At 42.6% G+C, this 14,875-nt stretch carries 14 protein-coding genes; 2 read left to right on the forward strand and 12 right to left on the reverse strand.

Features of this window, described 5'->3' with window-relative positions; translation table 11 throughout:
* Positions 1-11 precede the first annotated feature (11 nt).
* From fabV to GT641_RS09065, 10 genes are all read right to left on the reverse strand, one after another.
* The gene (gene fabV / locus GT641_RS09020) at positions 12-1,166 is read right to left on the reverse strand and encodes an enoyl-ACP reductase FabV (RefSeq protein ID WP_008402437.1); all 1,155 of its coding nucleotides are present in this window, start codon (positions 1,164-1,166) and stop codon (positions 12-14) included.
* Between the two features lie 92 nt (positions 1,167-1,258).
* Positions 1,259-2,599, reverse strand: a complete 1,341-nt coding sequence (gene dnaB, locus GT641_RS09025) for a replicative DNA helicase (RefSeq protein ID WP_008402436.1) — start codon at positions 2,597-2,599, stop codon at positions 1,259-1,261.
* Positions 2,599-3,048 carry a 50S ribosomal protein L9 gene (gene rplI / locus GT641_RS09030; protein WP_008402435.1) on the reverse strand — a complete coding sequence of 150 codons (450 nt, stop codon included), beginning with the start codon at positions 3,046-3,048 and terminating at the stop codon, positions 2,599-2,601. The genes dnaB and rplI overlap by 1 nt, the downstream gene beginning before the upstream one ends.
* A 1-nt stretch (position 3,049) precedes the next feature.
* Positions 3,050-5,206, reverse strand: a complete 2,157-nt coding sequence (locus tag GT641_RS09035; protein ID WP_008402434.1) for a DHH family phosphoesterase — start codon at positions 5,204-5,206, stop codon at positions 3,050-3,052.
* A 36-nt stretch (positions 5,207-5,242) separates the two neighbouring features.
* Positions 5,243-6,319, reverse strand: coding sequence for an acyltransferase (locus GT641_RS09040; protein ID WP_119963411.1), 1,077 nt, complete (start codon positions 6,317-6,319; stop codon positions 5,243-5,245).
* A 2-nt stretch (positions 6,320-6,321) separates the two neighbouring features.
* On the reverse strand, positions 6,322-7,101 hold the full coding sequence (locus tag GT641_RS09045) for an IspD/TarI family cytidylyltransferase (RefSeq protein ID WP_008402432.1): 780 nt from the start codon (positions 7,099-7,101) through the stop codon (positions 6,322-6,324).
* Between the two features lie 137 nt (positions 7,102-7,238).
* Complete coding sequence (locus GT641_RS09050; RefSeq protein WP_161117349.1) at positions 7,239-8,384, reverse strand: CDP-glycerol glycerophosphotransferase family protein; 1,146 nt, start codon at positions 8,382-8,384, stop codon at positions 7,239-7,241.
* Between the two features lie 98 nt (positions 8,385-8,482).
* Complete coding sequence (locus GT641_RS09055; protein ID WP_008402430.1) at positions 8,483-9,838, reverse strand: glucose-6-phosphate isomerase; 1,356 nt, start codon at positions 9,836-9,838, stop codon at positions 8,483-8,485.
* 74 nt (positions 9,839-9,912) lie between these two features.
* Entirely contained in the window at positions 9,913-10,818 is a 906-nt protein-coding gene (locus tag GT641_RS09060; RefSeq protein WP_243143732.1) for a polysaccharide deacetylase family protein, read from the reverse strand.
* A 133-nt stretch (positions 10,819-10,951) separates the two neighbouring features.
* Positions 10,952-12,010, reverse strand: a complete 1,059-nt coding sequence (locus GT641_RS09065) for a hypothetical protein (RefSeq protein WP_044945964.1) — start codon at positions 12,008-12,010, stop codon at positions 10,952-10,954.
* 223 nt (positions 12,011-12,233) lie between these two features.
* Here GT641_RS09065 and GT641_RS09070 point away from each other — a divergent pair, with 223 nt between their 5' ends.
* Together GT641_RS09070 and GT641_RS09075 are read left to right on the forward strand one after the other, a co-directional pair.
* Positions 12,234-12,479 (forward strand): TIGR03905 family TSCPD domain-containing protein, encoded by a 246-nt coding sequence (locus GT641_RS09070; RefSeq protein WP_008402427.1) that lies wholly within the window; start codon positions 12,234-12,236, stop codon positions 12,477-12,479.
* Between the two features lie 3 nt (positions 12,480-12,482).
* A complete protein-coding gene (locus GT641_RS09075) occupies positions 12,483-13,553 on the forward strand; it encodes an undecaprenyldiphospho-muramoylpentapeptide beta-N-acetylglucosaminyltransferase (RefSeq protein WP_161117350.1) in 1,071 nt (356 codons plus the stop codon).
* An 88-nt stretch (positions 13,554-13,641) separates the two neighbouring features.
* Here GT641_RS09075 and GT641_RS09080 read toward each other — a convergent pair whose 3' ends face one another.
* The gene (locus tag GT641_RS09080) at positions 13,642-14,109 is read right to left on the reverse strand and encodes a hypothetical protein (RefSeq protein ID WP_008402425.1); all 468 of its coding nucleotides are present in this window, start codon (positions 14,107-14,109) and stop codon (positions 13,642-13,644) included.
* Positions 14,110-14,142: 33 nt separating this feature from the next.
* Positions 14,143-14,733: an HD domain-containing protein gene (locus GT641_RS09085; RefSeq protein ID WP_008402424.1), complete on the reverse strand. Its 591-nt coding sequence runs from the start codon at positions 14,731-14,733 to the stop codon at positions 14,143-14,145.
* Positions 14,734-14,875 lie beyond the last annotated feature (142 nt).

Below are 14,875 nucleotides of genomic sequence, written 5' to 3' on the forward strand. Positions count from 1 at the left end.
CATATTATTTATTACATAATATCTACATCTGCGCTGTAATCAACGCCATCGATCTTAAATCCGAACATCTTATAGAATTCATCCCAATATCCATCGATATCGGCAAGTTCCTTAACGTTCTCGCTGGTTACGGCATCCCAGTTCTTAGCAACTGCTTCCTGAATATCATCTGCCATTTCCCAGTCGTCCATACGGACAAATCCGTTTTCGTCTGTCTCAACTTCACCGGCCATCTTATCAAGGAAAAGTCTTGCCATCTGCTCGATACAGCCCTCATGAACACCCTTTGCTTTCATCTGCTTATAGAGCAGAGTAATGTAAAGCGGAACAACAGGAATTGCTGCACTGGACTGTGTAACAAGTGCCTTGTTGATTGCTATATATGATGATACATTTGCGAACTTCTCATTAATAATGTCGCTCGACTTATACAGATCCTTCTTTGCCATACCGATCGAACCCTCGGCATAGATCGGGAATGTGATCTTTGGTCCTATATATGAATATGCAACTGTTGTTACATGATCTGCCAGAACGCCTGCATCTGATAATGCCTGCATCCAGTCGATCCAGTCCTCGCCGCCCATAACTTTGATAGTGTTCTCGATCTCTTCCTCTGTTGCAGCAGGAATATGTGCCATTGTAACTGTATTGTCTTTTAGAACCAGAGTCTTATTTGTATATTCTTCACCGACTGTCTTAAGAACAGAAGTATACTTATGTCCATCCGGTGTTACACGTCTCGGTGCTGCAAGGCTGTAAATAACCATATCAACCTTTCCCATATCCGCTTTGATCGTGTCGATCACCTGCTGTTTGATCTCCAATGAGAATGCATCTCCGTTGATGGATTTTGCATATAAGCCATCTTTCTTTGCTTCTTCTTCAAATGCTCTTGTGTTATAGAAGCCTGCGGTTGCGGTTCTTCTTCCGTTTGACTCTTTCTCGAACATTACACCAAGTGTATCTGCTCCATAGCCAAATGCAACCGCGATTCTGGAAGCAAGTCCATATCCGGTAGATGCTCCGATCACCAGTACCTTCTTCGGTCCGTCAACCTTTGGCTGTGCCTTTACATATTTGATCTGATTCTTAATATTCTCTGCGCATCCAACCGGGTGAGCGGTGGTACAGATATAATCTTTTACTCTTGGTTCTACTACCATTTTAATTTTCTCCTCTAATCATCCGATCTGTCCGGACTTTCTTTCTCAATTTATATTTATACATTTTGTATCAATATCTGGTCATATGCGGCTTACATCTGCGGGCGCTCTTTGTTTGCAAACTTCGTGTAATCCTGCATCCATACAAGATCAACCGATCCGGTCGCGCCCTTTCTCTGTTTTGCTATAATAATCTCTGCAATACCCTTCTTCTCGGTATCCGGATTGTAATAATCATCACGGTAAATGAACATTACAACGTCCGAATCCTGCTCGATCGCACCGGACTCTCGCAGATCGGCAAGTACCGGCTTGTGATCCGGTCTGGAGTCAACCGCACGGTTCAACTGCGACAACGCAATAACAGGAACATTAAGCTCTCTTGCAAGCACCTTTAACGCTCGCGATGTATCTGAAATGAACTGCTGTCTGGATTCTACATGCTTATTCGTACTCATCAGCTGTAAGTAGTCGATGATGATAAGTCCCAGATCATTGTTCTGTTTTAATTTTCTACACTTCGAACGAAGATCGGCTACAGTGATCGCCGAATTATCATCTACGAAGATCGGCGCATCCGCGATTACCTCCGTACTCTCCATGATCTTATCCCATTCATCGTCCACCAGCTGTCCGGTCTGGATCTTCTGGGAATTTACCAGAGAATCAAGGGCGATCATACGTGTTACCAGCTGCTCCTTTGACATTTCCAGACTGAAAATAGCAACAGGGATCCTCTTTTTTACAGCTACATGGTGTGCAATATTAAGTACAAATGCTGTCTTACCCATAGCAGGACGTGCTGCTACCAGAATCAATTCCGATCCATGCAGACCCGTTAGCATATTATCCAGATCGATGAATCCGGTCGGCACACCGGTAACTCGTGTATTCTGTCTGGATGCCGCCTCGATCTGATCGATTACATCAAGTACGATCGAATCGATCGGTGCAAAATCATTTGCGCCGTTTCTCTGCTGAACGATCTTGTAAATCCCGCTCTCTGCCGTTTCAAGTAATCCGTCTACATCGTCCGTGTCAAGATAACAGTCCTTTTCGACATCCTCACACATCTTGATCATACGGCGAAGCACTGCCTTATCCGCTACAATCTTCGCATAATACTTCGCATTTGCCGATGTCGGAACTGCGGCTATGATATCAGCTATGTAGCTCATACCGGCAACATCCTCCGGAACATTCTTCTCCCGAAGCCTGTTGTTCAGCGTGATCAGATCGACTGCCATTCCTTCCTTAAACAGCTCGATCATATTCTCATACAGGATCGCATTCTGCGCACTGTAAAAGTCATCCTTTGTCAGTATATCCGACACATCTACTATGGCATCACGATCCATGATCATAGAGCCGATAACCGACTGTTCTGCATCCAGGTTATATGGTTGTTTTTTCCTGATAAATGCATCTTCCATTAGTCAGCCTCTTCTACCTTTACTGTAAGCTCTGCCTGTACCTGTGGATGCAGCTTGATCTTTACAGTAAATGATCCCATTGCTTTGATCGCATCCTTCAGCACGATTTTCTTCTTATCAATATCATAATGTAACTGGCTCTTGATCGCATCCGAGATCTCCTTTGACGATACAGAGCCGAATGCCCTACCGCCTTCGCCGACCTTTATGCCGACTGTTACAGATGCCTTTTCAAGCTCTGCTGCGAGAGCCTTGGCTGCTGCAAGATTCTCTGCCGCAACTTTTTCTTCATGTGCCTTCTTTAATTTATAATCATTCAGATTCTTTGGTGTTGCCTCAAGCCCAAGTTTTCTCGGTATAATATAATTTCTGGCATGTCCGTCACTGACATTTACCAGTTCACCTTTTTTCCCAAGACTCTTTACATCCTCCAGTAATATAACCTTCATATCAAATATCTCCTTCCTTGTACATCTCCTCAAGCAGGTTGACAAGCTGTTTCTTTACTTTTTCCTTTGTCGTATTCTTAAACTGCGCGGCCGCGATATTCGCATGTCCGCCTCCACCCATACGCTCCATAATGATCTGGACATTCACATCATCGATAGAGCGGGCAGATATCTTTACATTTTCTCCCAACTGTGCGATTACAAAGGAAGCACGTACACCTGCAATATTCAACATCTCATTTGCCACCTTGGCTGTCAGTACAGTCGGTGATTCAGGTCCTTCTTTCGGCTCAAATACCGATACTGCAAACATCCCAAGAACCATCTCTGCGTTTCTAACGCCATCTGCTTTTTGTCTGTATGTGTCAATATCGCTTCTGAACATCTTTCTGACACGCATAACGTCCGCGCCGCTTCTTCTCAAATAAGCAGCAGCCTCAAATGTACGAACACCTGTCTTTGTCAGGAAGTTATCTGTATCGATCAGAATACCTGCATACATCGCATCTGCCTCAGACGGGCGAAGCTTGATTTTCTCATCCATGTACTGTAACATCTCCGCGATCATTTCGCACGCTGACGAAGCAAATGGTTCTACATAGGAAAGGGTCGCATTCGCGATCACATCCTTTGTCTGTCTGTGATGATCGAACACAACCACCGTCTTTGCATAGGAAATAAGCTCCTCACACTCAGTCAGACTCGGATTATTCACATCTACGACTACCAGCATCGTATCCGCATTTATCATCTCAATCGCCTGTTCATTGTTGATGATCATGTCATCACCATACATACTGTTTGCTGTAAAATTACCATAGATCGGACTGATCGCCGATGACACTTCATTGATAACGATATGTGCCTCTTTATTCATAGAATTCACCATACGATACACACCGATTGCAGATCCGAATGCATCCATATCCGGATCCTTGTGTGCCATGATGATCACCTTTTCTTTTGTCTCTAACAGCTCCTTAAATGCCAGTGTCTTAACACGAGCTTTTACACGGGTAGATTTCTCTGTACCCTGACTTCTTCCACCATAATAAGTAATCTTATCATTGGATTTCAGGACAACCTGATCCCCACCACGTCCGAGTGCAAGTTCCATTGCGGAACGAGCCGCTTCAAAATCAGCCAGAAAGCTGGAATATTCCGTTCCAAGACTTATAGATAACGTAAGTGGCAGATCATTTCCGATATTGATTGCTTTTACCTCATCCAGCAATGCAAATTTATTCTCCTGAAGCTGCGGAAGATATTTCTTCGGCATAACGAACATATACTTATCCTTTTCAAAGGAACGTACAATCGCATCTACATTTGCCATATATTTATTGATCTTTCGATCTACAAGTGCAACTAACAGTGAATGACGGACTTCCTCCAGATCATCGAATATCTCATCATAATTATCGATATATATCAGACCGGTAACCAGCTTCTGCTCCTCATTCTCCTTCGCCAGTTTGTTCTGCTCCGTCATATCAAACAGATACATGGCAATAAATGTGGTAACACCGTCTGTATGTTTCTTTCTCTTCGAGGTACGTGTCTTTTTATTCTCCTCCTGTAAACCTGTATCCTGTAGTACGATCTCCGGTGCTTCTGCACTTTCCGGTGCTTCCGGTTCAGCAACCGCATCTACCGGGCCATTCGGATTTACCCTGACACGCTTGATCTCTACTTTATATTCTCTTTCATTATATTCGATATCTGCATGAACCGTATCTTCACCCTCAGCCGGTATCATCTCATGTGTTAAGCCCTCAAACACCTGCATAGCTGTAAGCCGCATCAGCTTACGCTTACTTGTATTCGTGATATGTGCAAATTCATCATTTACCCATGCAAGTCTTCCCGTCTTGTCTAAGATAGCGTATGGTATAGGGAATTCCCGGATCAGATCCTTCTGAACTCTACCATTTTCCATCGCCTGATTTGCAAATAATGCGTCACTTGATACACGTGAAGATATATAAAGGACGATAGTCATAGCCGCATAAACAGCAGTAATAATGATACCTACCACACCTGCTGCCACACTGATCGTAAACATCCAGATATCAAACACCACAAACAATGCAATCATATAGAGCGGCATCTGTGTATAAAAATCATGTCTTTTATTTGTATGTTTATTTTCGTTCATGACGAATCTGTCCTTTCCGGATAATCTGTATCCTGTTTATTTTAGTTGTGTTTTCTGTCTGTTCATCCGTGCGATCCAATGGATCAGGATCATACCGAATGCCACAGAAACAAATGTCAGACCTACAATGTATGCAAATCCTGTCCAATACGATACATCCGGGAAGATATAACGGACAGTTGCCCGCGCCGGGCTCTGGCAAAGATAGATAAACAAGCTCATCTCTCCCAGGAATTTACTTACTTTATTATCAAAAACACCTGATATTGCCGACTGCTTACTGGCAGTGATCGATATCGCAAACAACAGCAAAATGTTATTATAAAATACACAGGTCTTTCCACCTTCATGCATCATAAAGATCGCAAGCAGATACAGCAGAAGCTCTGCGATTCCGAGAAGCCGTTTTACTGACGGACGAAATTCTTTCTTCTTCAGATATTCTGCAAACATATATACCAGACATCCTATATTCAAGCCTACAAAGGCACGCAAGATGCCATGCGTGATAACACCTTCAAACTTCGTAAAGCCATTATATCCGACAGTATTATAAAAATATCCTGATATCAAAAGCGCGGTAACAGGAGCAATGATCAGTGTATAAGTGTCCTTATACTTTCGTAATAATGGATAGATCACCAGCATGGCGATAAGCATAGCCGAAATATACCAAGTGATCATCACAACCTGAGTTCCCTGCACGCCTGACATGGACAGCAGTAAAAAGTTCGGAATCATCTTCACAATCGCAATAAATAATCCGATAATTCCTTCCTTTAAATATACATATCGGCCGACTTCCACAAACCATACACAAAGCCCCAGTGCATAGCAATACAAATATGCCGGTAAGATCCGTCGGATCTTATGAAGGGCAAAGCCGAATGTCTCTTTCCCGAGAGAAATACCTGTATGCCGTTCTTCTGCTTTTGCAGCTGACACACACATGAAATATCCTGATACGATAAAGAACATCTCAACCGCATATCGTCCCCATTCCAACAGATATCCATGCTTGCCGCCATATACCTCACCTACATGGAATACAAGTATCACCAGGCAAAACACAAATTTCCAGAAGTCGAGGGCTCCATTGTATTTTTTATTCATTTCTATTTCTCGCTTTTCTTCTTATACTGGCTCATTCTTGTATCAATCTTATTCGTGATGCCAAGTCCGAAAGCCTGTTCATTTTCTTTATACTGTAACAACGCACGGAACATATATACATCTTCCGGTGTCGTAACCTTGATATTTCCTCTGTTGCCTTCAACAATATGTGCCACAATATTCTGACTTCTGATAATGGTACATGCATCAACCATTCCTTCATATCCGGTTGGAGTTGCACGGACAACATCATGAGCGGCAATGATATCCTTCAGGTAGAAGGACTGCGGTGCCTGTGCTGAATATGTGTCTTTTCTAGGTGGTACCGAATCGATCTCGACACCATTCTCACTGATCATGATCGTCTCATAGCAGGCAGTCGATGTGATCGCATTACCGTACTTTTTAACGCTCTCTATATTGTTGGAAATAACATCATATGAAACATATGGTCGAACACCATCATGGATCAGAACAATAGAATCCTCCGGGCATTCAGACTCTGCCATTTTAAGTGCATTGTAAATAGAATCCTGAGAAGTTGCTCCACCGGCCAATACATGTTTTACCTTTGTCAGATGATACTCTTCTGCCAGATCTTCTACATAAGGAATATAATCCTCGAGAACCGAGATGTAGATCGCATCGATCTGATCATGATACTGGAATAACTGTAATGTATGAACCAGGATCGGTTTTCCGTTGATCTCAAGGAACTGCTTTGGAATTCCCGCTCCCATTCTTACTCCACTGCCGCCTGCAAAAATAATTGCTATATTCATCTACTGTTTCTCCTTTTTTCTGTTTATTTTAAATTTTTCACTTCTTTGCCGCAATTGTGCGATACAGAATGCTATATAGACTTTCCCCATTCTGCATAGATATATTAATTTTATAACGAAATCAAGAAAAATTCAACTTATATTTGACTTGATGCATTGTGTGTTATTTGTTTTATCGTTTTCAATATTCTCTCCGTTGCCTTACCATCACACATCGACATATGATAAGCAAAGCACTTTTCGATCTCGGCAGGATCCCGCTCGGACAGTTCATACTCGATTGCCGCAGGAAGCCCCGCTCCATCCGTAACCACCTTACACGGGAAGGAATCATATGGAACATAGAAGCCTCTGGCATGGTCAAACGAATCAAAGTCCGGTGCAAAAAATAAAAACGGCTTCTTATATGCCATATAGTCAAATAATATCGAAGAATAATCTGTGATGAGCAGATCTGCAACCGCAAATATTTTCTCGGACGGCAGATCGCAATTCGACTTCATTCCCTTTTCTTCCAGATGTGGATGCAGCTTGATCACCCAGTAATAACGATCTTCTGTTTCTTTCATAACTCTCTGTATCTCTTCCATTCCACAGAGTGTCGGCATAGCCGCATTCCCCCGGAATGTAGGAGCCCAGAGAATTACTTTTTTCCCTTTTGCTTCCGGATATTTCCGATAAAATTCCTCATGGTTTGCCTGATTCCACACATCATCATAATAATAGTCCGACCGACTGATCCCGGTCGCCTGTACAACTCCCGAAGCAAGCCGCATTGTCTTTGTAAATACCGGGACACAACACGGTGCGCTGACTGTCAGCAGATCATAGTTTTTGTAAACCGAATCGCCTTTATACATCTTCGGAATATCTTCCGTCGTGTCATATCCGCTTTTCTTAAGCAGTCCGCCTGAATGCCAGAGCTGTACCACCTTTGTCTCCGGCCGTTTCTCACAGGCCGATACAGGAAGAAAATTATCACAGATAAATACATATTCTGCGACAGCATACCGCTTCATAAACTGCCTCAGCCACTTTAACAGACTGCCATATCCCATCTTTCCAAAATCGGTGACCCAAGTTTCGTTCTTATACTCCGGATCCCATTGCAGTGTTTCATACATTTTTTTCATAGAAAAAGGCAGTTCCTCATGATGTGCATCGGCGAAGATCACCAGCCCCTTTTCAACCGGCTTTCCGGCATACCGTTTATAGAGCAGCGGCAGATAAATCTGCTGCATCGCCATTTTCAATACCTGTTTTATATAAAATACCATCTTCATATAATTACAAATAAACCTTTCGAACATTATCGAAAACCGGCGGCATCCGCGTTTTCATGCGTATGCCGCCGGCTTATCATCATTTTCTATCTAAATTATTAACCATTAATTCTGGAAAGAAGCTCCTTACCAAGTTCCTCATTACCAGGCTTACCAAGTAATGCGAACATGTTCTTCTTATAGCTTTCTACACCTGGCTGGTTAAATGGATTTACTCCAAGAGTGTATCCGCTGATACCACATGCAAACTCAAATGTGTAGAACAGCTCACCTAATGTGAACTCATCGATCTTGTCAATATTGATCTGGATGATTGGAATTCCGCCATCAACATGTGCAAGAATTGTTCCGTTCATAGCACTCTTATTTGCAAAATCTACTGTCTTGCCTGCAAGGTAGTTCAGACCATCAAGATCACAATCCTCTTCTTCCATTACGATCTCACATGTTGGATGTAACACATTGATTACTGTCTCGAAATGGTTCTGTGAACCCTGCTGGATAAACTGTCCTAATGAATGAAGGTCTGTTGTAAAGTCAGTTGCTGTCGGGAATAATCCCTTACCGTCTTTTCCTTCGCTCTCGCCGTATAACTGCTTCCACCATTCTGCTACGAAATGTAATGCCGGCTCAAAGTTGGCAAGGATCTCGATGGACTTGCCCTTTCTGTACAGGATATTACGAACTGCTGCATACTTCATAGCATCGCTATCGTCAAAGTTCTCTGCAAGGCAGTCTTTTCTTGCTGATGCAGCACCTTCCATGAGCTTATCAATATCTGCACCGCTTACTGCGATCGGAAGAAGACCTACTGCTGTCAGAACTGAGAAACGTCCACCTACATCATCAGGTACCACGAATGTCTCATATCCTTCTTCTGTAGCAAGTGTCTTCAATGCTCCCTTTGCCTTATCTGTTGTAGCATAGATTCTCTTAGCTGCTTCTTCTTTACCATATTTCTCAATTAATTTCTTCTTGAAAATTCTGGATGCAATACCAGGCTCTGTAGTTGTACCTGACTTGGAAATGATGTTGATAGAGAAATCTCTGTCTCCAATCACCTGTAACAGGTGTGCCATATAGGTACTGCTGATATTACTTCCTGCATAATAGATCTCAGGGGTTTTACGAATCTCTTTATCTACTGAATTATAAAAGCTGTGTCTTAAAGCTTCGATCGCTGCTCTTGCGCCAAGGTAAGAACCGCCGATACCGATAACTACCAGAACATCTGAATCTGACTGGATCTTAGCAGCCGCTTTCTTGATTCTTGCGAACTCTTCCTTATCATAATCAACCGGAAGATCGATCCATCCAAGGAAATCATTTCCTTCACCGGTCTTGTTTACAAGTGTTGATTTTGCTGCAACAACTTCTTCCTTAATAGCTGCGATATCCTCAGCGGAAGCCATACCAGCAACATTCTTAAAATCGAAACTTACTGTCTTTGCCATTTTATTATCTCTCCTTGCTTATATGATTTTTCAAAGCTATGGATAATTGTAGCAAAAGGAAACCCCATAATCAACTATTTTTCGAACATTTCATCAAGTGATACAAATCTGTAACCAAGTTCTGTTAAATTTGACAACACCGTATCTAACGCCTGCGCATTTGACTCCGACACATTATGCATGAGCGGAATTGCGCCATTATGATAATATTTATCAAAATGCTCGATCACATAATCTTTCCCCGGCTGATTATTTACATCATAATCCAAATATGCCATGCTCCAGAAAATGGTCTTATACCCCATATCCTTTGCCAGTTGGAGCACCCTTTCACTGTACTCACCGCTCGGCGGTCTGAAATATGGATCCATCCGGTAACCCGTGGCCTCTTTCATATAATCAGCACAGGTCTGCAATTCTTCCTTCTGTTTTTCCACACTGATACCGGGCATGGAAGGATGGGTAACTGTATGGTTGCCAACCTGGTGGCCCTCCTCTTTCATTCTTTTTACCAGCTCCACATTATCCCTGATATACGTCTGTGTGACGAAAAAACAAGCTTTTGCATTATGCTTCTTTAACGTGTCCAGCATCTGTTCTGTATATCCGTTCTCATAACCGCAGTCAAAGGTCAGATATATAACCTTGTCATCTCCGGCATCCTGATCCACATAATATGCATCATACTGTTCGATCGAAAAACTGTGATCGCAGTCACTGATCCCATGATTTTTATCCCGTACAATGTACCATGAAAACTTCTTATTACTGACTGCATCATAATCACGAAGCAGCGTCATATCCTCCGTCGCCGCTTCTGTCCGGTCTTCTACACTTCCATTATCATTTCCCCCTTTTCGTCCGTCCGGACTGCCATTTTGTCCACCGGAACCATCAGCCGTCCGATTTCCCTCATTCTGCATCTGACAGTCTCCCGGTGTTGCCACATTTCCGTTTTTCCTCGTTTTGCTCTTCGCCATTCCGGCACAGCCTGTCAGAAACAGACACATCATAATTCCCGAAACTACATACAGTTTTTTGACTGTAACCACTTCCAATTGTTATTTTGGATATAATATATGCTGTTTCTTCCGCTGTTTATACCTATACCTGTCAGGTTGTACTGATTCCCTGCAGCAGCTTGTCAAATAATGCATCACACGCCGCGATCTGTTCCTCCGTTATCTCCCGGTCATCTTCCTTTGCGGTCTGTTTCAGAGGCTGCTGCCCTTCGGCTGCCGGCTGCCGCCGGCTTTTCTCTGATCTGCGGTGTTCTGCCCGCATCGCTTTTTTCGATTTTGCCGTGATTCTTTCCCGTGTCGAATCCATTTCCTGCATTTTCATTCCGGATGTACCAAGCTTCTTTTCCGGTGCATCCTTCTGTCCGTCGCCGGCCAACCGTCCATCTTTATTTTCCGGCTCTGTCTCTGCAACTGCCTGCAGGTCCTTCTTTTTAATATCAGTCTCCCGACTCTTTCTACGTTCTGCCTCAGCCTTTTTCTCGTTCCGTCTGTCCTTCTGTTCTCCCATCTGTGCCAGTGCCGCATCAATATCGATCACATTTGGCTCTATAATAGCCGCTGCCGTCTGTTTCAGACCACTCCGGCTTCTGTCATCTGCTTTCTGTTTACTGCTCTCCATCTGTTTTTCCTGCTCCCGTTTCAGACGATTTGCCAAACTGTTGTTCATATAGCTGACGAGTTCCGCCGATAACATCTCACATTTCCGCCGGGTATTGAATATGTTGTAGACCATCTGCATAACTCCACAGGCAACAATACCCCACATACCGATCTGCACACTTGCAAATACAGAACTGCCTGTCCGATATTCCCACCAGGTTCCGATCAGACCTGTTCCGGCAGCAAGGATCATCATGTTACTGCAGAAGCTGTTCCAGGAGCTGACATAGCTCTTGCCCAGCTTCAGTTTATATATGTATTTCTCGACAAACGATCTCGTATCCCGGATACCCACATCAAGATACGATAACTCCTCGTACCTTTTTCGTATCTCCACCAGTGCTTTCTTTTTTGTACTTTTCATACTTCCTGCTCCTCTGACCAGCCCTTTCAAAAATCCATCCATTATCAGCTTTGCTACAATTCCACATATTCCCGTCGCTGCGATCACATACAAAAAAATACTCTGTTCCAAAATAGTTCCAAACATAACCATTTCCCCTTTTCAAATAATTTTTCATGTTTTCAGTTCCGATACCCCGCTCCGGATTCAGGGTGGTTTCATTATAGTTTCGGTATTTTTGATTTTTCAAGTGAAATCACACGACAAATGTTTACCTTTATTTTCATTTTTGGTATACTGATTTAGATTTGAACTCATTTAAGAATGTGTATGGTTATTTTGGACTATAATAGAAAAGAGGTAGATTAAAATGGATTATAAAACAAAAGGAACCTGTTCCACTAACATTCATTTTGAAGTGGAAGATGGTAAAGTTAAAAATGTTTCTTTCACAGGCGGCTGCAATGGTAACCTGAAGGGTATCAGCGCCCTAGTTGAGGGAATGAAGGTGGAAGATGTCATTGATAAACTGGAAGGAACAACATGCAGCTTCAAGCCAACATCCTGTCCGGATCAATTGGCAAAGGCACTTAAGAATTATCTTCAGGGGGCATAATATATGAAACGAATCATCCTTACCGGCGGTGGAACTGCCGGTCATGTTACACCAAATATAGCATTGATACCGGAATTACGGAAGCTTGGATATGATATCCATTATATCGGTTCTTATAACGGAATGGAACGCAAGCTGATCGAGGATCTGAACATTCCTTATCATGGGATCTCCTCCGGCAAGCTCAGACGTTATTTTGACCTTAAGAACTTTACAGATCCGTTCCGGGTTATAAAAGGTATGGGTGAAGCCAAGAAGTTAATGAAGGAACTGAAGCCGGATGTCGTATTCTCAAAGGGCGGCTTTGTAACCGTTCCTGTCGTATTCGCAGCCAAATCCTGCAACATCCCTGTCATCATCCACGAATCTGATATGACACCGGGTCTTGCAAATAAGCTGGAGCTTCCAAAGGCCTCCCGTGTGTGTTGCAACTTCCCGGAGACAAAGGATATGTTCCCGGAAGGTAAAGCAGTCGTGACCGGAACCCCGATCCGTAAAGAGCTTTTCAACGGAAATGCAGTTGATGCGATCAACTTCTGCGGTTTTACAGACAACAAGCCTGTGATCCTGATCGTCGGCGGCAGTTCGGGAAGTGCCGTGATAAATAAAGCGATCCGTGAAAACATCGATAAACTGCTGGAGCGTTTTAACGTGATCCATCTCTGCGGTAAGAGCAATCTGGATCATTCACTTGATAACAAGTCCGGTTATGTTCAGTATGAATATATAAAGAAAGAACTAAGCAGTATGCTTGCTCTTGCTGATCTTGTGATCTCCCGTGCCGGTGCAAATGCGATCTGTGAATTGCTTGCTCTTCGCAAACCGAATATCCTGATCCCGTTATCTGCTGCTGCCAGCCGCGGTGACCAGATCTTAAATGCAGAATCCTTCAAAAAGAGCGGTTACAGTTATGTGATCAAAGAAGAGGAATTATCCTCCGAGACATTATTTGCTGCGATCGATGATGTCTATAATAATAAACAGACTTACATCGAGACAATGGAAAAGAGCAATCTTACAGATTCCACGTCTATTATAATCGGCATGATCGAGGAACTGGTGAATAACAAATAAATACAGCAACAGGTATAACGCGCATAAAAGAAACAGGCACATATCATTTCGATATATGCCTGTTTCTTTTATATGGTATATATTATAATTACTTCGCTGCATTTGCGATCTTCTCATAGGCAGCTTCTTTTGCCTGATCGGTCGAAAGAATATCATCCTTGATCGTTATCACGATATCAACCTGAGAATTATTTCTTACTGTAAATTCAACCTTCATAGGCTGATCTGTATACATCTGATCCATACCTGCTGTAGTAAGATCCATTGTAGCCTTAGATCCGTAGTATGTAACTTTCCAGTCACCGCTTGCTTCTTCTTCATAATACCAAGCACTGCTCTTACACAGATTTTCAAGACCATCACCAAAAGTCTTATCAAATCCCGGAATCTTTGTCTTCTTGATCTTATCTACCTGAGCTTTCGCCGTATCATCTGTACGATACTGAATATTTCCCTTTACAAACATCTTTGATGTCTGCGGCAGAACAGCATAAACTCCAAAGCACAATCCGATTACTATAAGAATAGCAACTAACACTTTTACAAAAGTCTTCATATCAACACTCCCATTTCCTTTATTATTAAATACTTAGAACAGTTCTTTTTCCAACTGAAATATAAATTCTTCCAAGAGCTGCATACGCTTATTATATTCCACTCTGCCGGCATCTGTCTTGCATCTTCTGATCTTTGGTTTATTAATTCTGTAAAAGTTCTTTATTCTGTAATATGCGCGCTTATAGCTTGCATCGTCCTCCAGCGCAGTTGCCATGGAATCCCATAGTACACTGACTGCTCCCACTTCATCTAACAGATCTGCATCCATAACGATCCTACATTCCAAAGAAAGATCTGCATCTGTATCCTTCTCCTCGTGAATCATTATAATCTCCCCGATCTTTGCGATCTTTTCAGGATCTACTCCTATGCTGTCCAGATATTCAACAGCTATCTCTGCACCAACTTCTCCATGTGGTCTGTTCTCATCCCAGCCAATGTCATGTAAAAGTGCTGCAAGTACGATAATATCAAGATCGCCCCCTAACTTGGACTGTAACTTAATTGCCCATCTGTACACACGCATCGTGTGTTCATATCTACTTCTAAACTCATAATTTGGCGGTCTGCCATTCTTCGCAGTCTGCGTTTTGACAAACTCAATTACATCAGCGTAATTCATCTCTGTTCGCCCCTTGATTTATACCTTTTTTTGTAACTTACGCTCTATTTGACGATTTAAAATCCTGCCAAACAGACTTTCTCCAAAACTTTCTCATAAAAAAAGAAAGTATCATTATCTATGATAGCATCTTTTGTATAGA

The sequence above is a fragment of the Clostridium sp. BIOML-A1 genome, assembly GCF_009874105.1.
Taxonomy (GTDB): Bacteria; Bacillota; Clostridia; order Lachnospirales; family Lachnospiraceae; genus Coprococcus.